This window comes from Paludibacterium purpuratum, assembly GCF_004363805.1.
Lineage (GTDB): Bacteria > Pseudomonadota > Gammaproteobacteria > Burkholderiales > Chromobacteriaceae > Paludibacterium > Paludibacterium purpuratum.
This window is the reverse complement of the sequence record NZ_SNZP01000011.1, coordinates 119,924-141,697: the sequence shown is the minus strand read 5'-3', so window position 1 is coordinate 141,697 and position 21,774 is coordinate 119,924. Positions and strand designations below refer to the sequence as shown.

The following is a 21,774-nucleotide window of genomic DNA, read 5'->3' as shown; positions in this document are numbered from 1 at the left end:
TCGCCACTATAAGAAAGAAGTTCTCCACGGTCAATATCGGGAACGGCTAATTCGCCTTATGAGACAATGACTTAGGCACAGGGGAGTAAGAGAGAAACCCTGTCAAATCAGTACCTTAAACAAAGCACTGAATGTGGGGTGTGAAATGGGAAAAAACCACAATCTGTAGTAAGTATCCATCAAAATAAAGGAAGCCGGTCGCGACCGGCCTCCTTAAATCGAGCGCTTTACAATCAAGCAGTCAATTTGTTCTTGAGTATTTCAAGTACCTGCGCCGGATTGGCTTTGCCCTTCGAAGCCTTCATCACCTGCCCGGCCAGCGCGTTGAGCGCCTTCTCCTTACCGGCTCGGAACTCTTCCACCGCCTTGGGGTTGGCGGCGATGGCATCCTCGACCATCTTCTCGATGGCGCCGACGTCCGAGACCTGCTTCAACCCATCGCGCTCGATAATGGCATCGGCGGACAGATCGCAGTCCCACATCGCGTCGAACACTTGCTTGGCCAGCTTGCTCGACAGCGTGGCGTCGGCGATGCGCATAACCAAACCGGCCAGGCGTTGCGGCCCGATCGGACAAGCGGCGATATCGCCGCCATCGCGATTGAGGCGCGCAGCGATCTCGCCATTGATCCAGTTGGCGACCAACTTGCCTTGACCGCAATCGCCGGCGGCCGCCTCGAAGTAGCGCGCCTGCGCCAGGCTGGCAGTCAACAATGCCGCATCGTAGGCCGATAGGCCGTATTGCTCGGCAAAGCGCGCCTTCATCTGCTCCGGTAGCTCGGGCATCTCGCCTTTGACGCGGGCGATCCATTCGTCGCCGATACGCACCGGCAGCAGATCCGGATCGGGGAAGTAACGATAATCGTGCGCGTCTTCCTTGCTGCGCATCATGCGCGTCTCGCCGGTATCCGGGTCGAACAACACGGTCGCCTGTTGAATCTTGCCGCCATCCTCAAGCTGATCGATCTGCCACTGGATTTCGTATTTCGCGGCCTGCTCCAAAAAGCGGAACGAGTTCAGGTTCTTGATCTCGCGCCGGGTACCGAAGGCTTCTTGCCCCTGCGGCCGCACCGACACGTTGACGTCCATGCGGAAGCTGCCTTCCTGCATATTGCCGTCGCAGATGCCGAGCCAAGTCACCAGGGTATACAGCGCGCGGGCGTAGGCGACGGCCTCTTCCACCGAGCGCATATCCGGCTCGGAGACGATTTCCAACAGCGGCGTGCCGGCGCGATTGAGGTCGATGCCGGACAGGCCATGAAAGTCCTCGTGCAGGCTCTTGCCGGCATCTTCCTCCAGATGCGCGCGGGTCAGGCGAATGACCTTCTCTTCGTCGCCCAACTGAATGGCGATCTGGCCGCCCTCGACCACCGGCAAGTCCATCTGACTGATCTGATAGCCCTTGGGGAGATCGGGATAGAAGTAGTTCTTACGCGCGAAGACGTTCTTCTGATTGATCTTGGACCCCAGCGCCAAGCCCAGGCGGATCGCCTTGTCGACCGCGGCCTCGTTCAATACCGGCAGCACGCCCGGGTAGGCCAGGTCGATATTGCAGGCCTGGGTATTCGGCGCCGCGCCGAACGCAGTCGAGGCGCCGGAAAAGATCTTGGAAACGGTCGAGAGCTGCGTATGCACTTCCAGACCGATGACGACTTCCCATTTCATATGGCTGTTCTTTCCTGATTACAGCGCAGGTTGCTGCGTATGCCAGTCGGTGGCCAACTGGAACTGGTGCGCCACGTTCAACAGGCGCGCCTCGCCGAAGTAGTTGCCGATCAGTTGCAGTCCGATCGGCCGGCCGTTGGCGGCAAAGCCGGCCGGCACGCTCATGCCCGGCAGGCCGGCCAAGTTGACCGACAGGGTGTAGATGTCCGAGAGGTACATTTCCACCGGATCGTTGTTCATGCTACCCAGATCGAAAGCGGCGGTCGGCGCGACCGGTCCGAGGATCACGTCGCAGGACTTGAATGCTTCGACGAAATCGTTGGCGATCAGGCGGCGGATCTTCTGTGCCTTGATGTAGTAGGCATCGTAGTAGCCATGCGACAACACATAGGTACCGACCATGATGCGACGCTTAACCTCGGCGCCGAAGCCTTCGGCGCGGGTTTTTTCGTACATATCGACCAGATCGGCGTATTCGGCGGCACGGTGGCCATAGCGCACACCGTCGTAACGGCTCAGGTTGGACGACGCTTCGGCCGGCGCGATCACATAGTAAGACGGGATCGACAACGCGGTGTTGGGCAGGCTGACGTCGACCACCGTCGCACCTTGTTTCTTCAATTCGGCCACGGCGGCCTCGACTACGCGCGCCACCTCGGGCGACAGACCCTCGGCAAAGTATTCGCGCGGCAGGCCAACCTTGAGACCGGCGAGCGGCCGCGCCAAATCGCGCGCGTAATCTTCGGCGGCGCGCTCGACGCTGGTCGAATCGCGCTTATCGAAACCGGCCATCACATTCAGCATCAGCGCGCAGTCTTCCGCGGTCTGGGCCACCACACCGCCCTGATCGAGCGACGAGGCGAACGCCACCATGCCGTAGCGGCTGACCACGCCGTAGGTCGGCTTGAGGCCGGTGATGCCGCAGTGCGAAGCCGGCTGACGGATCGAACCGCCCGTATCGGTAGCGGTCGCCACCGGGGTCAGCCGTGCCGCAACCGCCACCGCGGAACCGCCGGAGGAACCGCCGGGAATGGCATTGACATCCCACGGGTTTTTCACCGGGCCGTACCAGGAGTTCTCGTTGGACGAACCCATGGCGAATTCATCCATATTGGTGCGGCCGAGCGTCACCATGCCGGCGGCCTTGCACTGCTCGACCACATGGGCGTCGTAAGGCGAGACGAAGTTGTCGAGCATGCGCGAACCGCAAGAGGTCTTCCAGCCTTGCTGGCAGAACAGATCTTTGTGCGCCAGCGGCACGCCGGTCAAAGGACCGGCCGAACCCGCCGCGCGACGGGCGTCGGCGGCGCGGGCTTCGGCCAGCGTTTTATCGCGATCCAGGGAGATAAAAGCATTGAGCAGCGGATTCAGGGTCTCGATACGGTCGAGATAAGCCCGGGCGAGCTCTTCGCTGGAAACGGTTCCGGCGGCCAGTTGGCCCGCCAGCGCCTTGAGCGAGGCATTGATCATTGTTGTGTCATTCCATTCATGGGGCGCACTGCGCCGATCAAGCTTATTCGATGACCTTGGGCACCAGGAACAGACCGGCTTCGGTCTGCGGCGCCAGCGCCATGAAGGCGTCGCGCCGATCCTGTTCGGTCACCGCATCGGCGCGCAGGCGCAACGCGACGTCCTGCGGGTGCGCCATCGGTTCGACGTTGTCGGTATTAACCGCCTGCATTTTTTCGATCAAGCCGAAAATGTCATTCAGTTGCTGACCGATGGCATCGATTTCCTGTTCGGTGACGGCGATGCGGGCCAATTTAGCGATGCGCGCGACATCTTGCTGCGTCAGTGACATGGCGTCCTCTTTAAAACCTTTAATCTTTCAAGAGTAATAGGGTATCATAGCCCGTTTGATTCTCCCAAGATTGATGCATCACTGCGGCACATGCCGATGGATGGGTGGCACTGTCCGGCCCAAGAGTCAGCAGCCGGGGTGGATTCAAGTGTAAACTCAGGGACTTTCGGGCTTGAGCCCGGCGCCCGTCAACGGACAACTGAACCAGGATCGACCCAATGTTTCGTTCGCTAACCGGATATTTTTCGAATGACCTCGCCATTGACCTTGGCACCGCAAACACCCTGATCTACATGCGCGGCAAGGGCATTGTGCTCGATGAACCCTCGGTAGTCGCCATCCATAACGATGCGCCGACCAACAAAAAATCCATCCTGGCCGTCGGCCTGGAAGCCAAGAAGATGCTCGGTCGTACCCCGGGCTCGATCCAGGCAATCCGCCCGATGAAGGATGGCGTTATCGCCGATTTCACCGTGACCGAACAGATGCTCAAGCAGTTCATCAAGAAGGTCACCCCGAGCCGTTTCTTCTCCGCCAGCCCGCGCATCGTGATCTGCGTACCCTGCGGTTCGACCCAGGTTGAACGCCGCGCGATCAAGGATTCGGCCCTGGCGGCCGGCGCCCGTCGCGTCGAATTGATCGAAGAACCGATGGCAGCCGCCATCGGCGCCGGCCTGCCGGTGGAAGAGCCGACCGGCTCGATGGTGGTGGACATCGGTGGCGGCACCACCGAAGTGGGCGTGATCTCGCTCGGCGGCGTGGTGTACTCCAACTCGGTGCGCGTCGGCGGCGATAAGTTCGACGAAGCCATCATCAACTACATTCGCCGCAACTACGGCATGCTGATCGGCGAAACCACCGCCGAGGAAATCAAGAAGACCATCGGTTCCGCCTTCCCGGGCGCCGAAGTGCGCGAAATGGAAGTCAAGGGCCGTAATCTGGCCGAAGGCATTCCGCGTTCCTTCACCGTGTCTTCGAACGAAATTCTCGAAGCGCTGACCGAGCCGCTGAACCAGATCGTGTCTGCCGTGAAGATCGCGCTGGAACAGACCCCGCCGGAACTGGGCGCCGACATCGCCGAGAAGGGCATGGTTCTGACCGGCGGCGGTGCGCTGTTGAAGGACATCGATCGCCTGTTGGCCGAAGAAACCGGCCTGCCGGTGTTCGTCGGCGAAGAACCGCTGACCTGCGTGGTACGCGGTTCGGGCAAGGCACTGGAGAAGATGGACAAGATCGGCACCATCTTCACCAACGTACCTTAATACGTTGCATCCCATCCCGCGGCACCGGACGGCGCCGCGGGCATGCGCAACCAGTCATGCCCCTCTAGGGGAACGCAGGGTCTGATGGATTTCGCCAATAATCCCAGTTTCATTCGTCAGGGACTCTCTCCCGGCACGCGTCTCGCCATCTGCGTCGCGCTGTCGGTCGCCCTTTTGGTCGGCGACAGCCAGTACGGGTTGATGGAATACACCCGCCAGGGCATGTCGGTGTTGTTTTATCCGTTGCAGCGCGCAATCAACTTCCCGCTGGTCGCCGCTCGCCGCATCGACGACTTCCTGACCACGCAAAGCACGCTGCAGGCGGAAAATGAAGTGCTGCGCCGCCAGCAGATGATCTTGCTGTCGCGCGTACAGCGGCTGGAGTCCACCGAGCGCGATTTCGAGGCGCTACGCACGCTCAACCAACTCAAGAGCGAACGTTCCGACGCCGCAAGCCTAGCCGAAATCCTCTACACCGGGCGCGATCCGTTCTCTTATAAGATCATTGTCGACAAGGGCCAGGACTCGCAACTGCATCCCGGCCAACCGGTCGTCGACGACCGCGGACTGATCGGCCAGATCACCCGCGTGCAACCACTGACCGCCGAAGTCACCCTGATCACCGACAAAACGCTGATGGTACCGGTGACCATTCAGCGTACCGGACTGCGCGCGATCCTGTACGGCTACGGCGGCGGCGTCGAGGCGCGTTACTTGCCGATCCACGCCGACGTGCGCCCCGGCGATCTGATGATCACCTCCGGCATCGACGGTTTGTACCCGGAGGGCATCCCGGTCGCTTTCGTCACCCGCGTGGAACGCAATCCGGACAGCGCCTTCATCCGCGTGACCTCCATGCCTACTGCCGGCGTGCAAAAGGGGCGCTACGTGTTGGTGTTGAAGGAAAAGAGCAATGTTCCGACGCGCCCGACCGAGCCTGTCGTCCCCGCGCCCAAAAAGGGCAAGACCCAACCCGACGATTCCACGGAGTAGGCCATGTCGTTTGACCGACCGAAAGAACTACTGAAGCCGGTTCGGCGACGCTTTATTTACTTGAGCTTCGTCTTGGCCATTCTGATCGACCTACTGCCGTTGCCGGTGAGCACGGTACTGTGGCTGCCGGACTTCATCGCGCTGTTGATTCTCTATTGGGTAATCAATCAACCGCGCCGCGTCAGCGTCGGCACCGCCTTCACGCTCGGCATCATCGCCGACGTGGCATCGACCGGCATGTTCGGCCAGCACGCATTGGCCTACTCGATCACCAGCTACCTGGCCCTATTGCGCCAGCGCCAACTGATCATGTTCAACCTCGGGCAGCAGACCCTCGCCGTATTGGCGCTGATGCTCGCCAACCAGATCATCATGGTGGCCACGCGCATGGCAACCGGATCGGCCTTCATCGGCTGGTCCTATTTCCTGCCGCCGTTGACCGGCGCCATCCTGTGGCCCCTCTTGACCAAGCTGCTGTTGCTGCCCTACCGATCGCATAAAGTCTGACCATGGCGCGCGAGAAACTGACCAGCCTGAAAAACCTGCGCTCCGAGGAAAACCAGTTCCAGTTGCGCCTGGTGGTAGCCTACGCCTTCATGCTGCTGATGTTCGTACTGCTGGTCGGCCGCTTTATCTGGCTGCAGGTCGTGCAATATCAGCACTTCACCACCCTCGCCCAGAACAACCGCATCTCGCTGGTGCCGATCCTGCCCAACCGCGGCCTGATCCTGGATCGCAACGGCGTGGTACTGGCGCAGAACTACTCGTCGTACACGCTGGAATTGACGCCCAGCAAGATCGACAACATGGACGCCACCATCGAGCAACTCAAGCAGTTGGTCGACATCACGCCGCGCGACATGAAGCGCTTCCGTAAATTCCAGGAAGACGCCAAGGATTTCGAAACCCTGCCGCTCAAGGTCAAGCTGACCGACGAAGAGGCCGCACGGCTGGCGGCCAACATGTGGCGCTTCCCCGGTGTCGAGGTCAAGGCACGACTGTTCCGCGACTATCCGTTCAAGGAACTGACCAGCCACGCGCTCGGCTATATCGGCCGCATCAACCCCAAAGAAAAACAGCAGCTCGAAGACGACGACAAGACCACCAACTATCGCGGCACCACCTATATCGGCAAGACCGGTATCGAAGCGGTGTACGAGGATCAATTGCACGGACAAGTGGGCTTCGAAGAGGTCGAGACCGACTCCGGCGGCCGCGCCATCCGTTCGCTCAAGCGCACGCCGCCGGTCAACGGCAATACCTTGAAGCTGGCGCTGGACATCCGCCTGCAGGAAATCGCCGACCAACTATTCGGCGACCGGCGCGGCGCGCTGGTGGCCATCGACCCCAACGATGGCGGCGTACTGGCCTTCCTCTCCAAGCCCGGCTTCGATCCGACCCTGTTCATCGACGGCATCGACAGCCAGACCTGGACCTCGCTCAACACCGACTGGCATAAGCCGCTGGTCAACCGCGCACTGCGCGGCATCTATCCGCCGGGCTCGACCTTCAAGCCTTTCATGGCCATGGCGGCACTGGAGTCCGGCATCATCAAGATGGACGACATCCGCGCGGCGCCGGGCCTCTTCGTACTGCCCGGCAGTAGCCACCAATTCCGCGACGCCGATAAAAAGGGTCATGGGATGGTCAACCTGCAAAAGGCCATCACGGTATCCAGCGACACCTTCTTCTATAAGCTCGCCTGGGATATGGGCATCGACCGCATTGCGCCGGTGGTCGGTCAGTTCGGGTTGGGAAGCAAAACCGGTATCGACCTCGACGGCGAATTGACCGGCGTGCTGCCGTCCAAGGCGTGGAAAGCGCGGCGCTTTGCCAAACTGGGGCCGGCCGCGCAGAAATGGCTGCCCGGCGACGTGGTCAGTATCGGTATCGGCCAGGGCTACAACTCCTACACGCCCTTGCAGATGGCCAATGCCACCGCCACCATGGCCAACGACGGCAAATTGTTCACGCCGCACCTGGTCGAGTCGATCGTCGATGTGAAGACCGGGCGCGAATCGCGGGTCAACACCTCGCCGACCCATCAACTGCCGTTCCCGCAGACCTATTTCGACTACATCAAGCAGGGCATGGCCGGCGTACTTAAGCCGGGCGGCACCGCCGGTGCCATCGGTGCCGGACTGACCTATACCATGGCCGGTAAGACCGGCACGGCGCAGGTGGTCGCAATCAAGCAAGGCGCAAAATACAACGCCGCGTCGCTGGCGGAGCAGAATCGAGACCACTCCTGGTTCATCGCCTTCGCGCCGGTGGATCATCCGAAGATCGCCATCGCGGTGATCGTGGAGAACGGCGGTTGGGGTGCGGGGGCGGCAGCGCCGATCGCGCGCCAGCTGTTCGATTTCTACCTGACAGGCCGAGTACCGCCGGCCATCGCCGACTCACTCAAGACCGCGACCCTGCCCATCGTGCAGGCGCCCGCTCCCGCAAAAAAGGCTGCAAGCGATGAAGTCGCAAATCCTTAAGCGCCTTTGGGCAAAGCTGATCGAACCGCTCGACGGCTGGTTGATGCTATTCCTCGGCCTGATTTTCATGTTGAGTCTGCTGGTTCTCTACTCGGCTTCGAACCAGAGCTTCGACAAGATCGACAACAAGCTTGTCTATACCATGCTGTCGCTGACCATCATGTGGCTGATCGCCCGCTCTCGCCCGCAGATGATCATGCACTTCGGCCCACCGCTTTACCTGGTCGGACTATTGCTCCTGGTGGCGGTGCATTTCAAGGGCATCACCGTCAACGGCTCGACGCGCTGGTTGTCGCTGGGCTTTACCCGCATCCAGCCGTCGGAAATCATGAAGATCGCGCTGCCGATGATGATTGCCTGGTACTTCCAGAAGCACGAAGCCAGTCTGCGCTGGTGGCATTTCCTGGTCGCCATCGCGCTGATGCTGCTGCCGGTCGGGCTGATTCTCAAACAGCCCGACCTCGGTACCGCCACGCTGATCATGGCGGCCGGATTCTTCGTGCTGTTCTTCGCCGGCCTGTCCTGGCGCGTGATCGTCGGCGGCTTGGCCGTATTCGCGGCCAGCCTGCCGGTTATCTGGCACGTCATGCACGATTACCAGAAAAAGCGGATTCTGACGCTGATCGATCCGATGAGCGATCCGCTCGGGGCCGGTTATCACATCATCCAGTCGATGATCGCCATCGGCTCCGGCGGGCCGATCGGCAAGGGCTGGCTCAACGGCACCCAAACGCACCTCGACTACATCCCGGAACGCACCACCGACTTCATTTTCGCCGTGTTCTCGGAAGAGTTCGGCATGATCGGCAACCTGATTCTGGTCGGCCTCTATCTATTGATCATCAGCCGCGGGCTGATGATCACCGCCCGCGCCCAGACATTGTACGGCCGGCTGATGGCAGGCTCGATCACGCTGTCGTTCTTCTTCTACGCCTTCGTCAATATGGGCATGGTTTCGGGCATTCTGCCGGTTGTCGGTGTGCCATTGCCCTTTGTGTCCTACGGCGGTACGGCCACCGTCACCTTGTTCATCGGCACCGGCATGTTGATGAGCATCGGCAAGCTACGTAAGTAAGGCATCGATTCGGATTGCAACGAGAACGCTTCTAGCGCTTCTCTTGTCACACACACCCTGCCTTAATACCATCAAGGCGCCGTCGACAACACAAAGCGCAGCCCCGATGTCTGCGCTTTGTCGGGCGCCATGGCGGGTTCTTCTGCACGCGCGTTTCTTGAGTTTCGCCGCCAAGCCGGCGACGTTGCCGACCGCTAGGCAAAACCCGGCAATGCCACTATCATGACTATTGGTCAATCAATTGCGGTCGGAGTCCCCACGTCCATGGATGTCGAACTGATTCTGCTGGCGATGTCGCCATTATTCTTGCTGTTCGTCGGCAGCGAATTCCTTTATTGGCGCCGGCGCGGTCGTGGCGAGTATTACAGCCTGGCCGACTCGCTGTGCAACGCCACGCTGGCGCTCCTGCATCAGGGTGCCGACAAATTGGCCTGGTTCCTCACCCTGCCGCTGTTTTCCTGGCTCGCCGAACGGCACCACTTATTCGCCATGGCACCGGGCTGGCAGAGTGCGTTGGCACTGTTTCTGCTGCAGGATTTCCTCTATTACTGGTTTCACCGCGCCAGCCACCGTGTGCGCTGGTTTTGGGCCGCGCACAGCGTCCATCACAGCTCGACGCGCATGAATTTTTCCACCGCGTTCCGTCAGAGCTTGATGTACCCCGTCGCCGGCATGTGGCTGTTCTGGCTGCCGCTGGCCTGGGTCGGCTTTCCCCCGCAGTCGATCATCGCGGTGGTGCTGCTCAACCTGGCGTATCAATTCTTTGTGCACACCCGCCTATGTCGTCGACTGGGGGTACTGGAGTATGTATTCAACACTCCGCGGATACACCGCTGCCATCACGCCAAGAACCCGGTCTACCTCGACAAAAACTATGCCGGTGTTTTGGTGATCTGGGATCGCCTGTTCGGCACCTATGTCGACGAACGCGACGACGAGCCGTGCCAATTCGGCACAGTCAAACCGGTCACCAGTTTCAACCCTTTGCGGGTGACCTTCTGGGAGTGGCGGGACATGCTGAACGACCTGGTAACGGCTCGCGGCTGGCGACACAAACTGATGATGCTGCTCGCGCCGCCGGAGCGGGTCGAAGCACTGATCGCCGCACGGAACGATACAAAATAGGAATTGGCCGATCTCACATAAGGCATCGCCCTGCATAAGGCATCGATTCGGATTTTTATACTGCTGACTCCCAAACCTAGTGATTCTTCAGGAGCTCAGCATGCACCTTTCAAAGCCATTGCTTCTTACCTTAGGCATTCTTGCGGGCGCCGATGCTTTGGCGGGGGAAGACCCATTCACCGGCTTTCGCGCCGGCCTCGGCCTGAGCGCGGGCGTGGGCCGTCATCAAATCTACACCACGCCGGCATATCGCATGGGAGTGTACATGGCATCCGCTGACACGATATGGTCGGCACATGGCACAAGACAAGGCTTCCTCACCCCGACTGCCGACTTGTCGTATGGCTTCCCGCTTAGCGAGCGCTGGATCGGCACCATCGGCTTTCGTGCCGACCTGGCCACTGTCGATGCCGGCGACATACAATTAGCCAAAGTTGGCAACCGCGAAGACAAAGCTTCGATGAAACTCAAACGGCACGTTGCCCTCTACTTTCAGCCGGGCTACCGCTTGAGCGACAACTGGCAACTCTACGGCTCGCTGGGTTATCACCAGGCGCGTGCCGAGTATGGTTCGACCGTCTCTGGGAAGCACAAGCATACGCTAAACGGCTTCGGCCTCGGTTTCGGCGCGGAGCGAGCTTTCAATAAACAGCTCAGCCTACGAATGGAAGTGCAATCCGTCCCCTTCAGCAATTACTCGGTGGCTTATAGCGGCGTCAAGGCTTACGATGCCGAGTATGGCCAAGCGCGCGGTAACGTCTTGTTGACCTATCGCTTCTAATTCAGCCGCGATGGGCCATGCTTCGAAGCCGCGGCATGCTCCTCGGCTTTGCCTTGCGCACACTCGCCTATGTCGCGCGCCGACACCCGGCAGAAATATAAGAAATTTCCCATACACTTCACAATCCTTTCCGATAACCAAGCTCCGCCCCATTCCATACCATCGGGTTCCGTGAACAACTCGCAGTGCATCGCCGATGCGCTGCGCTTTCTCAGGAGCCACAGATGCACACCACACGATTACTGGTTTTGACCGCCTGCACACTGGCCAGCGGCGCGGCCCTGGCCGCGGACAACGATCCCTTTACCGGCCCGGCCATCGCCGTAGGGATCTCCATGGCCCAACTCGATCACAAGGCGACTCGCAAGAATGAATACACACCCTCGGTAGGGCCTGTCATCACGAACACGACATCGGATAGTGCTTCGCAACATACGGCAGTACCCATACTGGACTTTTCCTGGACGGAGAGAATCGCACCGACCTGGGTGGCGGGTGCCGGCATCAACCTGGAGCCCGGCAAACGTAGTAGTACCGACTACTTAACCAAGGACAATACCTACGGGCAGGGGCCAAAGTTCACCCTGTCGCAGCATACGGCGGTCTATGCCCTGGCCGGCAAGCAACTGGGCGACAACTGGCTACTGTTCGGCAAGCTGGGCTATCACCAGGCCAAGGGCCAATTCGAGGGTTGGTCCAGTGGCAAACTACGAGGCATCGGCCTCGGTGCGGGCGCGACCAGAGCATGGAAGAGCGGATGGCAACTGCGCATGGAAGGGGAATATATCGGTTTCAATCAAACCCAGGTTGGCAAAGCGACGGCCAACTCCCTTGGTAACACTCTCACAAGCACCATATCCAATAAGCCACGGATGTGGCGGATGAATGTGATGGCTGGCTACAACTTCTAAGGCGGGCGATTGATCGGAGGAAGCCGCGGTCGTACTGCGGCTTTCCCAGGTCAGTCCTGGCGATCGATCCACGCCCAGGCATCCATCAGACTGTCGCAACGGGCCGAGGCACCGGTGAAGTCCTGTTCGCGCGACAGATCGGTCGGTACCGCCACACAGCGCAAACCAGCCGCCAGCGCGGCTTGCAGACCGGCTTCGGTATCCTCGACCGCCACGCACTCGGACGGCAGTAGTTCCAAACGTTCCAGTGCCAACAGATAAACATCCGGTTCGGGCTTGCTATAGGCCACGTCGTCGCGCGTCACCATCGTGGCGAAGTGCGCAAAGCAGTTGTGTTCGCGCAACGAGGCCGTCACCCCTTGAGCGTTGGCACCGGTCACCACCGCCAAATCGCAGCGCCGGCGGCGGCAGGCTTGCAGCACTTCCGGCACACCGGGCATCAAGGGAAAAGCACGCGCATGCAAATAGGCCCGGGTGGCATCGTCCTTGGCGGTAAACAACGCGTCGGGAGCCGCCGATAAGCCGAAGCGCCGCACCATGTCGCGCGCATTCTCGTCGCCCGGCACGCCGACATAATGCTGTCGATAATCATCCAGCGACAATTCGACGTCATGCGCGCCAAGCACCTCGCACCACAGTCGATAGTGGATGATCTCGGAGTCGACCAGCGTTCCGTCATGGTCGAATAGCACAGCTTTGATCGTCATGGCTTTATTCCATTGGTTTTGAAATAAAACTACATTTCAATTCCGCATCGCACCATGACAATGATCAAATTCAGATCAAGATAGAAAAAAGCCCGCCCACCGAGACGGGGGCAGGCTTTTTCTTGAGGTAATTAAACTACAAATCAGGAGCCGGCCATAAAACTGCGAATCCCGGAGCCGACGAACTGCACCCCGACGCAGATCAACAGAAAGCCCAGCAACCGGGTCATCACCTCCGTGCCGTTACGGCCCATCTTTTCCGACAACAGCGCCGAGGAACGCAGCACGAGCCACATGCCTAGGCTGGTCAGGAAGATCGCCGCGAAGGTCATGCCGAACGCCAGCATCTTGGCAGGTAGCGAGGGTTGCTCGGCGATTTCGGTGGCGATGCCGATGACCACGGCGATGGTGCCCGGTCCGCTAATGCCCGGCATGGCCAACGGGAAGAAGGAGTAGTCCTCGCGGTTGTTCTGCGGCTTGGGTGCCTGTCCCGGATCTTGCGACATGAACAGCATGCGATAGCCCAGCACCGCCACCACGAAGCCGCCGGCAATGCGCAGCGCGCCATAGGAAATGCCGAAAACGGCCAGAATCACGTTGCCGGCCAATAAGCTCACGGCCATGATCAGGCCGGCATAGACAGCCGCCTTTTTAGCCTGCTGTCTGCGACGCACCTCGCTCATGCCCTGGGTCAGCGTGACGAACAACGGAATCTTGGACAGGGGGTTGGTGATGGTCACCAGGCTGATCAACCCGCCGAACAGAAACTGCAGAAAAAAGGTCTTGAACATGAAGTTAGCAACCAAAGAGGTCGAGGCGGCCCATTCTACGGCGGCAAATGCCAAAGCGTCGCCATTCGTCCAGGTTAAATAGTTTGACGTCGCAGATTAGCATAAGATGCTGTGGCAATTTGTCGCATTCCACCCTGGAGGCATCGTGGTAGCTTACCGGGTGTCATAATCTAGCTCCGTGAGGATGTATGAAACAATTTTTTACCGGTTTGCTACTGCTGTTGGTTAGTCAATTGGCATTGGCAAACCCCGTCAAGGTCGGCGACCTAACCATCGACGGCGTCTGGGCGCGCAGCACGGCGATGCAGGCAAGCAACGGTGCCGTCTACCTGAATATCAGCAATGCCAGCGGCCAAACCGACAAGCTGTTGACGGTGCGTAGCGACGTTGCGGCCAAGACACAGATCCATCAGAGCAGCATGGATCAAGGCATCATGCGCATGCGCGAACTGACCGATGGCGTCGCGATCCCGGCCGGCAAGCCGGTACATTTCGCCCCCGGGGGCCTGCACATCATGCTGATGGGGCTCAAAGCACCGCTCAAGACCGGCGATCGCTTCCCGCTGACGCTGTCTTTTGCCCATGCCGGCAAGGTGGAGATCCAGGTCGAAGTACGCGATATGCCTACTGAAGGCGATATGCAACAGATGAAAATGTAAAGCCGCACCAAATGCATAGGCGTTGCATGCAGCATACATGCTGCATCGCAATATCCATCATGGTGCTTTACCCCTTCGCGCCGGACGCGCAAACTGAGTTCCGGAGCTGACATACCCACCGCCGATACCCCAGCAAGCCAGGTTCACACCAAAAAAGGACAAGATGGAGGATGACCCGGGGCGTCGGCGGCTCCATTTTCATCGCTCCCCCAACCCGCTTTGCACCCAAATGCCCGCCGACCGCAAGATTATCCACATCGACTGCGACTGTTTCTATGCCTCGATCGAGATGCGCGACACGCCCGCATGGCGCGGAATCCCGCTGGCCGTAGGCGGTCGCCCGGATAGCCGCGGGGTCATCGCCACCTGTAACTACGAAGCCCGTCAGTTTGGCATTCACTCCGCCATGTCGTCGCGACGCGCGCTCACGCTTTGTCCCCGCCTGTTGATCGTGCCGCCGGATATGGCGCGCTATCGCGAGGCCAGCAATCGAATCATGCAAATCTACGGCGACTACACCAGCCGCATCGAACCGTTGTCGCTGGACGAGGCCTACCTGGATGTCACGGGCCAACCTCACTGCCGTGGCAGCGCGACGCTGATGGCCAAAGCGATCCGCGATCGCATCCGCCAGGAAATCGGCATCACTGCCTCAGCCGGCATCGCGCCGAACAAGTTTCTCGCCAAAGTCGCCAGCGATTGGAACAAACCCGATGGTCAGAAAGTGATCTTGCCGCACGAAATCGATGCATTCGTGGCGGCTTTGCCGGTGGGCAAGGTGCCGGGAATCGGCAAAGTGACTGCCGAGCGGATGAAACGCATGGGGATTCTGACTTGCGGCGATCTGCGCCAATGGTCGCTGGCCGAGCTGCTACACCAGTTCGGCCGCTTCGGCGAACGCTTGCACCGGCTGGCGCGCGGCGAGGATGAGCGGGAGGTATCCGTCGACCGTGTGCGCAAGAGCGTCAGCGTGGAAGAGACCTATGCAACCGATCTACCGGATCTGGCCGCCTGCCTGCAGGCGCTGCCCGAGCTGCTAGAGCGGCTGCGGGAGAGGCTCGGCCGCGCGGGGAATCCGCCTTTTCGCGGCATTGTCTGCAAGCTGAAGTTCGCCGACTTCACGCAAACCACGGTCGAGCAAATCGGCAGTGCATTCGATGACGCCCATTTCGCGCAACTCATGCAAATGGGGTTTGCCCGTGGGGAGCAACCGGTGCGCTTGTTGGGCGTGGGCGTCAAGCTGGCGGAAGAAGAGGCGACAATCGCCGCGCAGTTGCCGCTCTTCGATTGAACGCTGGCGTCCGAGCCCGCATCGGGCCAGACCTCAGCGCGGACCCGCTGCCTGCTCAAGTAAAAACGCGCGCGTCTTCGAGTAGCCGGCCCAGGTCTTGGACACGGTCTGGCGCTCGCCCAGCTGCTTCATGTAATCGTGCATCCCAGGCAAGTACTGCAACAGATCCTCGCCAAGCGCTTTGCCGGCATACTCCAGCATCGGCAACACGCTGGCAGCCGACAGATCGGCATAGCTGAACGACTCGCCGACCAGGTATGGGCCGAAATCGGCGCGATTGCTCACGGCGGTCAAGCCGCGGATGATGAGCGCGCGCGCTTCAGCGCGGGTGGCATCGTCCAGCGGTGCGCCAAACACCTCGTGACGCTGGAAGGCCACGCAACCCTGCCCCACATACAGGTCGAACAGGTGCATCAGCTCGCGCGACTGCGCCCGGCTATTGGGTGTGGCCGGCAACAGGCTGGCAGTCGGATAGGCGTCTTCCAGCCACTCGAGAATGGCGGTGGATTCGGCCAAGTGGAAGTTGCCGATTTCCACGAACGGAATCTTGCCCATCGGGCTCTTGGCAAGGAGATCCGGCTCCTGGGACGGCCGCGTCAGCACCTCCTCGAAGTTCACGCCCTTTTCGAGCAAGGCGATTTTTACCTTGTTGAAGTAGGGCGACAGCGGTGCTCCATACAACTTGATCATGCACTCCTCCTCGAAAAAGTGGGCACGAACTCAGTATGCCATTACTTTGTCATGGCCAGCTGCTTCTGTTGCAGCTTGGCGCGGATCTGGACAATCGCTTGCTGCGCGGCGACCTCACCCGCACGAATCGCCTGGTTGCGAGCATCGAAGGACGCCGAACCGATGTTCTGCACTTGCGGACGAATCACCACGTCCGCCTGTTTCAATTCGCTGGCCAAGGCGGCCACGCTCATGATGTTCAGGCTCTGATCGAGGATCGACAGAAAACCGGTAGCGGAGCCGGCTTTGGGGCGGGCGGAAATGTCGACCGCGATGACCAGGTCGGCCCCCATTTCTCGCGCTGCGCTCACCGGCACCGGGCTGACCAGGCCACCGTCCACGTAACGCCGGCCGGCGATCTCGACCGGCAGGAAAACGTTCGGAATGCTGGCCGAGGCGCGCACCGCCTGGCCCGTGTTGCCGAGTCGGAACACCACGCGCTGACCGTTGTCGAGTTCGGTCGACACCGCACCGAACGGCTTGGCCAGTTTTTCCATCGGACGGTTTTGTACCTCGGCATTAATGAAAGCCTGCAGGCGTTCGCCCTTGATGAAGCCGCGGCTCGACAGCGTGAAGTCGGTCAGGTTGGTTTCGTCCAACTTCGATGCGATCTGCTGCAATTGCGCGGGGGTATAGCCCGCGGCATACAAGCTGCCGACCACGCTGCCGGCGCTGGTGCCGGTGACAATGTCGGGCACGATGCCGTTGGCTTCCAATACCTTGATCACGCCGACATGGGCAAAGCCCTTGGCGGCGCCGCCGCCGAGGGCCAGACCGATCTTGATATGCACAGGCGCCGCCGGGGGCGTCTCGGGTTTTCGCATCGAACCACAGGCCGACAACAGCCCCATCAGCGCCAACAGCGCGCCTTGCTTCCACATCTTCATATTATTTCGCTTTACCAAAATAAACGGCCGTGCCGCCAGGCGGCATCGGCCCAAAAAAATCTCGCGTTCAACCCTTCTTGACGAAATCGATCACCTGGCGGCCATCCGGCAGCCGGTTGGATTTTTTGTCCTGGCCACGCCAGGCATGACCATACACGACTTCGTAGGTGGCCGGCAGCCGGCCTTCGCGCCGCCAGGTTTCGTAGGCGGCCTCGACCTGCTGCCAGGCCCGCTTACCCATCAAGCCGCGCCCACGCCCGGCAGTGGCGTTATGTGCGCCGATGGCCTTCAGGTCGCGCATCACGTCGCGCGCCGCGGCATAGGTGAGGACGATCTTCTCCATGTCCATCACCGGCTCGGACAGACCGCCGGATAACATGGCGTCCCCCAGATCGTGCATGTCGATGAAACGGTTGACGTGGGTTAACCCGTCCAGACCGGAAAAAGCATGGCGAAGTTCCTGCAGCGTATCCGGCCCCAAGGTGGAAAACAGTACCATGCCCTCGGGTTTGAGCACGCGACGGAACTCGGCGAAGGCACTATCGGGGATATTGACCCACTGGATCGCCAGGTTGGACCAGATCATGTCGACACTGGCATCCGCCAGCGGCAAACGCTCGATGTCGGCGCAAACCTGCCACGGCTTGTCACGACCAAACAGGCGGCTGACCAAACCGGCGGCCTGTTGTTGTTTGCCGCGCGAGGCCAACAACATGGCCTGCGCCAAATCGAGTTCGATCACCCGCGCATCGGGATAGCGCCGGCGCAGCTCGGCCGCCCCTTCGCCGGTGCCGCTACCGGCATCCAGAATCACTTTGGGGGCGACTTTGATGTAATCGAGCCGCTCGGCCATGCGCGCGGCGACTTCGCGCTGCAACACGGCCGCACCGTCGTAGCTTGTGGCGGCACGTTCGAACGCGGCGCGCACGCGCGCCTTGTCGGTAAAAAAAGCTTCACTCATGCATGACAATCCAGAAATTCGGCAAGCCGCGCCACAAATGCCGCCTCATGGGACAGAAACGGCGCGTGCGAGGCTTGCGCAAAGGTGATCAGTTGCGCATCGGGCAGCTGCTCGGCCAACCACTGGCCGGCGCCCTGCGGGGTAATGACGTCGCGTTGGCCGTAAAACAGACCGACTGGACAGTGAATGGTGCCGACCTCGGCGCGTAAATCGGCATCGAGCAATAATTGCAGCGCCGGTCGCAAGCCCTGCGGCCGGCCGTGGGCGAACAACTGCGCCCGCAAGGCTTTGAGCGTATCGCGAGCGCTCTTGGAGCCGAGCATTTGCAGCGCCAGGAAGCGCTCCAAAGTGGCGTCGAACTCGCGATCCAAGCTCTCGGCCACCGCTTCGATCGCATCGGCGGATTGGGCATGCGGCCAATCTTCCTTGCGTACAAAGCAGGGGCTGGTGGCGACTAGCGCCAGACTCTTCACTTGAGCGGCATGGCGTAGCGCCCAGTATTGGGCGACCAGACCGCCCAACGACCAGCCCAGCACATGCACGGGCCAAGGGAAATGCATGGCCAACAAATCGGCCACCCGCTCGCCGCTGAATGATTCAAGCGACGGCGAGCCGCCGTGGCCGGGCAGATCGACGCGATGCACGCAGTAGTGTGCCGACAGTTCCGCCGCCACGCGCTCGAAGACCCCGCCATGCAGGCCCCAACCGTGCAACAGCACCACGTCGGCGCCACGGCCGTCGGTTTCGACGCGCAAAGTCATACGACCGTCGGCCGCGCTGTGCCAATCGGAATCAGGCACTGGCAAACTCCCAAGGAATCGCCGCCAACTGCGCCCAATCGATGTCGCGTGCCGTGGCGGGGTGTGAAAAGTAATAGCCCTGCACCTTGTCGCAGCCCATGGCCCGCAAACGCTGCAATTGCGACAGGGTTTCGACGCCCTCGGCGACCACCTCCAGCGACAGTGCGTCCGCCAACGCCAGGATCGCGCGCACGATGGCGGCGGATTCTTCCTTGCGGTCGACATCGAAGACGAACGATTGATCGATCTTAAGTACATCGAATCGATAGCGATGCAAATAGGACAACGCCGAGTAGCCAGTGCCGAAGTCGTCCAGCGCCAGCCGCAAGCCCAGCTCGTGCAGCTCGCGCATCACGGTCGCGGCGATGTCCGGCACATCGATCAGGGCGGTTTCGGTGATTTCCAGATGCAACATGCCGGGGCGCAGCGCGTACTGCGCGATCAACTGGCGCAGCCAGTCGACCAAATCGGCGTCGTGCAGATTGGCGGACGACAGGTTGATGTGCAGCGCGATATCCTCGCCGACCCGTTCCGCATCCAGCCATTGGCGCAACTGGGCGCAGGCCGCCTGGATCATGTAGCGATCCAGCCGCATGATCAGCCCGCTCTCTTCGGCGATCGGCAGGAAGATCGACGGGGAAATCAAGCCCCGCATCGGATGCTGCCAACGCACCAGCGCCTCGAACCCCGCCAATTGACCGGTGTGTGCGTCGATGAACGGTTGGTAATGCGGAATCAGTTGGTCGGTTTCGTCCAGCGCGCGGCGCAACTCCGCCTCCATGGCCAGCTGATCTGCCTGATCGGCGCGCAGTTCGTGGTTGAACACCGTGTAGCCGTGCCGGCCGAGCTGCTTGGTGCGGTACATGGCATGATCGGCGTCGCGCAGCAGCTCCTCGGCGCTGCGATGATGGTCCTTATCGGCCAGCACCACCCCCAGACTGGCGGTGGTGAAGACTTCGCGGCCGGCAATGATGATCGGCCGCTCGAACTCGTTCACCATCCGTTGGGCGATCATCTCGCAACCTTCGATCTGATCCATGCCGAACAACAGCACGGCGAACTCGTCGCCCCCCAGCCGAGCCATGAAATCCTTCTGTCGCATGCAGTTGCGGATCCGGCTGCCCGCTTCGGACAACAAATGATCGCCCGCCAGGTGACCCAGCGTGTCGTTGACCAGTTTGAATCGGTCGAGGTCGATAAAGAACACAGCGAAGCGCTCGCCGGCCCCGTTGGCATAGGCTTCCCAAGTTCGTCGCAGGGTCTTGGCGAAGAAGCTGCGGTTAGGCAGCTTGGTCAGCGAATCGTGCATGCTGTCGAACTGCAGTTGGGCATTGACCGCGTCCAATGCACTGGTACGCTCGCGCACGCGCTCCTCCAATTCGGCATATGCGCGTTGCAATTCTTCCAGTACGCGCACGCGTGCGAGCGCGCTGCCGATATTGTTGGCCACGCAGGCCAGCACCGCCTGGTCGCGATAACTGTATGTGACGCCCGCCTGGTAGCTGCGCACCGACAAAACGCCGAGCAGCTCGTGCCCGCTATAAAGCGGCACGCCAAGCCAGCTTTCCGGTTCGAGCGCGCCGCTGTCGACGCTTTGCCGGCCCTGACGCGGGCTGGCCAACACCGGCAGGCCGCCGTGCAGCACTTGCTCGATCAGGCCGCGCCCCGGTTTGTGCGGCGCCGGGTCGGCTTCATGCTCGTCCACGCTATAGGGGAAACGAATGGTGTCGTTCAAGGCGTCGTACAGTGCCACCTGACAGTTGCGTGCCGGCATGAGTTCGACCAGTTGGCGGTGAACTCCGGCGAGGAATGCGGTCAGCGATAAGCTGGTATTGGCCAGGCCGGCGATCTCGAACAGCACCCGCTGAACTTTCTCCGCCTGGCGTCGTTCATCGACCTCTGCGATCAGACGCGCATTGGCCCCCTCCAGCTCACGGGTACGCAACCAGACTTGCTGCTCGAGGCGCGCTTGGTATTGCATGCGCGTCAGCGCACCGCCGATCGCCCGAGCGGTGTATTGGAACAGCCGCTGCTCGCCAGCGACGAACGGCGGCTCGTCCGCGTAGCGCTGCAATACCATCGCACCGATCACCACACCGTCGGCGCCAAACAGCGGCTCGCCGATCCAGAACTGCGGCGGCTGTATTTCGTCCGTCAGTGCGCTACTGAGTCCATTGGCATCCAGGTAAAGCGTCGATTGCAATTTGACGACGCGCTGCACCAGGCGCGCTTGCCCGGATTCATCGAGCGCAAACAAACGCTCCGGATCCGGTGCCAAAACGGTATGCCGATTGCGATAGAAGGGGAAACGCAAAGTGGTGCCGTTGTCGTCCAACAGCGCGATATGGAAGTTATCGACGGAGAAGAGCGGGCCAAGCAGCCGATACACCTGGGAACACAACTGTTCGATGCCGAGACATTCGCGGGCCAGGCGGCTGATGTCCAGCAGGGCATCCTGCACCACGCGGGCGCGGGCCTCGCCTTCGGCTTGTTGCCAGGCAAGCCATTGGCCGCCGAGTAGACCGGCCAACGTGACCGCCAATTCGCTCGGCATGTCGCGCCACACTAGGCAGCCTAGCATCTCCGCACCATGCATCACCGGCTGGATGTCATGACCGTTCGTTGGCGTCAGCATGGCGTCAACCCCTTGCGGAGTCGGCAGGCCGTGGCAGGATCCGGTCGTACCCAGACACTGCCAGTCTTGCCCATCTCGGCGCCAAATCGCGGCGGCGGCCTCCGGCGCAAGTTGCCGCAGCAGGCTCAGTACCCGCGCGCTTGCCTGTGCCGGTTCGGCCAGCGCCTCACCCATACTGCTCATAGAAACAATCGTTGTCTTTCATTCCAGGGCGCA

The 21,774-nt window shown here is 60.8% G+C and carries 20 protein-coding genes; 10 read left to right on the top strand and 10 right to left on the bottom strand.

Annotation, left to right across the window (positions count from 1 at the left end; all coding sequences use genetic code 11):
- Positions 1-233: 233 nt before the first annotated feature.
- From gatB to gatC, 3 genes are read right to left on the bottom strand one after another with little or no spacing between them, the layout of a single operon-like run.
- Entirely contained in the window at positions 234-1,664 is a 1,431-nt protein-coding gene (gene gatB / locus DFP86_RS14100) for an Asp-tRNA(Asn)/Glu-tRNA(Gln) amidotransferase subunit GatB (RefSeq protein ID WP_133682312.1), read from the bottom strand.
- 18 nt (positions 1,665-1,682) lie between these two features.
- Complete coding sequence (gene gatA / locus DFP86_RS14095; RefSeq protein ID WP_133682310.1) at positions 1,683-3,134, bottom strand: Asp-tRNA(Asn)/Glu-tRNA(Gln) amidotransferase subunit GatA; 1,452 nt, start codon at positions 3,132-3,134, stop codon at positions 1,683-1,685.
- A 43-nt stretch (positions 3,135-3,177) separates the two neighbouring features.
- Positions 3,178-3,465, bottom strand: coding sequence for an Asp-tRNA(Asn)/Glu-tRNA(Gln) amidotransferase subunit GatC (gatC, locus tag DFP86_RS14090; protein WP_133682308.1), 288 nt, complete (start codon positions 3,463-3,465; stop codon positions 3,178-3,180).
- A gap of 218 nt (positions 3,466-3,683) precedes the next feature.
- Between gatC and DFP86_RS14085 the strand changes: the two genes are divergently transcribed.
- The 8 genes from DFP86_RS14085 (at position 3,684) to DFP86_RS14050 (ending at position 12,098) form a co-directional block, all read left to right on the top strand.
- The gene (locus DFP86_RS14085) at positions 3,684-4,727 is read left to right on the top strand and encodes a rod shape-determining protein (protein WP_133682305.1); all 1,044 of its coding nucleotides are present in this window, start codon (positions 3,684-3,686) and stop codon (positions 4,725-4,727) included.
- An 84-nt stretch (positions 4,728-4,811) separates the two neighbouring features.
- Positions 4,812-5,720: a rod shape-determining protein MreC gene (gene mreC, locus DFP86_RS14080; RefSeq protein ID WP_133682304.1), complete on the top strand. Its 909-nt coding sequence runs from the start codon at positions 4,812-4,814 to the stop codon at positions 5,718-5,720.
- A 3-nt stretch (positions 5,721-5,723) separates the two neighbouring features.
- Complete coding sequence (gene mreD, locus DFP86_RS14075; RefSeq protein ID WP_133682302.1) at positions 5,724-6,227, top strand: rod shape-determining protein MreD; 504 nt, start codon at positions 5,724-5,726, stop codon at positions 6,225-6,227.
- 2 nt (positions 6,228-6,229) lie between these two features.
- Positions 6,230-8,206: a penicillin-binding protein 2 gene (gene mrdA / locus DFP86_RS14070; RefSeq protein ID WP_133682300.1), complete on the top strand. Its 1,977-nt coding sequence runs from the start codon at positions 6,230-6,232 to the stop codon at positions 8,204-8,206.
- On the top strand, positions 8,187-9,281 hold the full coding sequence (gene rodA, locus DFP86_RS14065) for a rod shape-determining protein RodA (RefSeq protein WP_133682298.1): 1,095 nt from the start codon (positions 8,187-8,189) through the stop codon (positions 9,279-9,281). Before mrdA ends, rodA begins: the two co-directional genes overlap by 20 nt.
- A 264-nt stretch (positions 9,282-9,545) precedes the next feature.
- The gene (locus DFP86_RS14060; protein WP_133682296.1) at positions 9,546-10,406 is read left to right on the top strand and encodes a sterol desaturase family protein; all 861 of its coding nucleotides are present in this window, start codon (positions 9,546-9,548) and stop codon (positions 10,404-10,406) included.
- A gap of 100 nt (positions 10,407-10,506) precedes the next feature.
- The gene (locus DFP86_RS14055; RefSeq protein ID WP_133682294.1) at positions 10,507-11,187 is read left to right on the top strand and encodes an outer membrane protein; all 681 of its coding nucleotides are present in this window, start codon (positions 10,507-10,509) and stop codon (positions 11,185-11,187) included.
- 224 nt (positions 11,188-11,411) lie between these two features.
- Positions 11,412-12,098, top strand: coding sequence for an outer membrane beta-barrel protein (locus tag DFP86_RS14050; RefSeq protein WP_133682292.1), 687 nt, complete (start codon positions 11,412-11,414; stop codon positions 12,096-12,098).
- Positions 12,099-12,148: 50 nt separating this feature from the next.
- On the opposite strand, the gene DFP86_RS14045 is transcribed toward DFP86_RS14050, so the two are convergent.
- On the bottom strand, positions 12,149-12,805 hold the full coding sequence (locus DFP86_RS14045) for an HAD family hydrolase (protein ID WP_133682290.1): 657 nt from the start codon (positions 12,803-12,805) through the stop codon (positions 12,149-12,151).
- 143 nt (positions 12,806-12,948) lie between these two features.
- Positions 12,949-13,596 (bottom strand): MarC family NAAT transporter, encoded by a 648-nt coding sequence (locus DFP86_RS14040; RefSeq protein ID WP_133682288.1) that lies wholly within the window; start codon positions 13,594-13,596, stop codon positions 12,949-12,951.
- A gap of 188 nt (positions 13,597-13,784) precedes the next feature.
- On the opposite strand from DFP86_RS14040, the gene DFP86_RS14035 reads away from it, so the two are divergent.
- Together DFP86_RS14035 and dinB are read left to right on the top strand one after the other, a co-directional pair.
- Positions 13,785-14,255 carry a copper chaperone PCu(A)C gene (locus DFP86_RS14035; protein WP_133682286.1) on the top strand — a complete coding sequence of 157 codons (471 nt, stop codon included), beginning with the start codon at positions 13,785-13,787 and terminating at the stop codon, positions 14,253-14,255.
- Between the two features lie 229 nt (positions 14,256-14,484).
- The gene (gene dinB, locus DFP86_RS14030; protein ID WP_133682284.1) at positions 14,485-15,546 is read left to right on the top strand and encodes a DNA polymerase IV; all 1,062 of its coding nucleotides are present in this window, start codon (positions 14,485-14,487) and stop codon (positions 15,544-15,546) included.
- A 33-nt stretch (positions 15,547-15,579) separates the two neighbouring features.
- Here the strand turns inward: dinB and DFP86_RS14025 are convergent, their stop codons facing one another.
- The 5 genes from DFP86_RS14025 to DFP86_RS14005 all read right to left on the bottom strand — a co-directional run bounded on the left by DFP86_RS14025 (position 15,580) and on the right by DFP86_RS14005 (position 21,741).
- Complete coding sequence (locus DFP86_RS14025) at positions 15,580-16,236, bottom strand: glutathione S-transferase family protein (RefSeq protein WP_133682282.1); 657 nt, start codon at positions 16,234-16,236, stop codon at positions 15,580-15,582.
- A 41-nt stretch (positions 16,237-16,277) separates the two neighbouring features.
- A complete protein-coding gene (locus DFP86_RS14020) occupies positions 16,278-17,162 on the bottom strand; it encodes a patatin-like phospholipase family protein (RefSeq protein ID WP_133682279.1) in 885 nt (294 codons plus the stop codon).
- 67 nt (positions 17,163-17,229) lie between these two features.
- A complete protein-coding gene (bioC, locus tag DFP86_RS14015; protein ID WP_133682277.1) occupies positions 17,230-18,123 on the bottom strand; it encodes a malonyl-ACP O-methyltransferase BioC in 894 nt (297 codons plus the stop codon).
- Entirely contained in the window at positions 18,120-18,923 is an 804-nt protein-coding gene (gene bioH / locus DFP86_RS14010) for a pimeloyl-ACP methyl ester esterase BioH (protein ID WP_243729405.1), read from the bottom strand. The genes bioC and bioH overlap by 4 nt, the downstream gene beginning before the upstream one ends.
- Complete coding sequence (locus DFP86_RS14005) at positions 18,916-21,741, bottom strand: bifunctional diguanylate cyclase/phosphodiesterase (protein WP_133682275.1); 2,826 nt, start codon at positions 21,739-21,741, stop codon at positions 18,916-18,918. Before DFP86_RS14005 ends, bioH begins: the two co-directional genes overlap by 8 nt.
- Positions 21,742-21,774: the final 33 nt, after the last annotated feature.

Excerpts from the sequence above, each read along its gene's own strand:
- gatB (WP_133682312.1), bottom strand. The coding sequence starts at position 1,664 with ATGAAATGGGAAGTCGTCATCGGTCTGGAAGTGCATACGCAGCTCTCG.
- DFP86_RS14005 (WP_133682275.1), bottom strand. The coding sequence starts at position 21,741 with ATGAGCAGTATGGGTGAGGCGCTGGCCGAACCGGCACAGGCAAGCGCG.
- DFP86_RS14040 (WP_133682288.1), bottom strand. The coding sequence starts at position 13,596 with ATGTTCAAGACCTTTTTTCTGCAGTTTCTGTTCGGCGGGTTGATCAGC.
- DFP86_RS14045 (WP_133682290.1), bottom strand. The coding sequence starts at position 12,805 with ATGACGATCAAAGCTGTGCTATTCGACCATGACGGAACGCTGGTCGAC.
- bioC (WP_133682277.1), bottom strand. The coding sequence starts at position 18,123 with ATGAGTGAAGCTTTTTTTACCGACAAGGCGCGCGTGCGCGCCGCGTTC.
- gatA (WP_133682310.1), bottom strand. The coding sequence starts at position 3,134 with ATGATCAATGCCTCGCTCAAGGCGCTGGCGGGCCAACTGGCCGCCGGA.
- DFP86_RS14035 (WP_133682286.1), top strand. The coding sequence starts at position 13,785 with ATGAAACAATTTTTTACCGGTTTGCTACTGCTGTTGGTTAGTCAATTG.
- DFP86_RS14055 (WP_133682294.1), top strand. The coding sequence starts at position 10,507 with ATGCACCTTTCAAAGCCATTGCTTCTTACCTTAGGCATTCTTGCGGGC.
- DFP86_RS14060 (WP_133682296.1), top strand. The coding sequence starts at position 9,546 with ATGGATGTCGAACTGATTCTGCTGGCGATGTCGCCATTATTCTTGCTG.
- mreC (WP_133682304.1), top strand. The coding sequence starts at position 4,812 with ATGGATTTCGCCAATAATCCCAGTTTCATTCGTCAGGGACTCTCTCCC.
- DFP86_RS14025 (WP_133682282.1), bottom strand. The coding sequence starts at position 16,236 with ATGATCAAGTTGTATGGAGCACCGCTGTCGCCCTACTTCAACAAGGTA.
- mrdA (WP_133682300.1), top strand. The coding sequence starts at position 6,230 with ATGGCGCGCGAGAAACTGACCAGCCTGAAAAACCTGCGCTCCGAGGAA.
- DFP86_RS14085 (WP_133682305.1), top strand. The coding sequence starts at position 3,684 with ATGTTTCGTTCGCTAACCGGATATTTTTCGAATGACCTCGCCATTGAC.
- mreD (WP_133682302.1), top strand. The coding sequence starts at position 5,724 with ATGTCGTTTGACCGACCGAAAGAACTACTGAAGCCGGTTCGGCGACGC.
- gatC (WP_133682308.1), bottom strand. The coding sequence starts at position 3,465 with ATGTCACTGACGCAGCAAGATGTCGCGCGCATCGCTAAATTGGCCCGC.
- dinB (WP_133682284.1), top strand. The coding sequence starts at position 14,485 with ATGCCCGCCGACCGCAAGATTATCCACATCGACTGCGACTGTTTCTAT.
- rodA (WP_133682298.1), top strand. The coding sequence starts at position 8,187 with ATGAAGTCGCAAATCCTTAAGCGCCTTTGGGCAAAGCTGATCGAACCG.
- DFP86_RS14020 (WP_133682279.1), bottom strand. The coding sequence starts at position 17,162 with ATGAAGATGTGGAAGCAAGGCGCGCTGTTGGCGCTGATGGGGCTGTTG.
- DFP86_RS14050 (WP_133682292.1), top strand. The coding sequence starts at position 11,412 with ATGCACACCACACGATTACTGGTTTTGACCGCCTGCACACTGGCCAGC.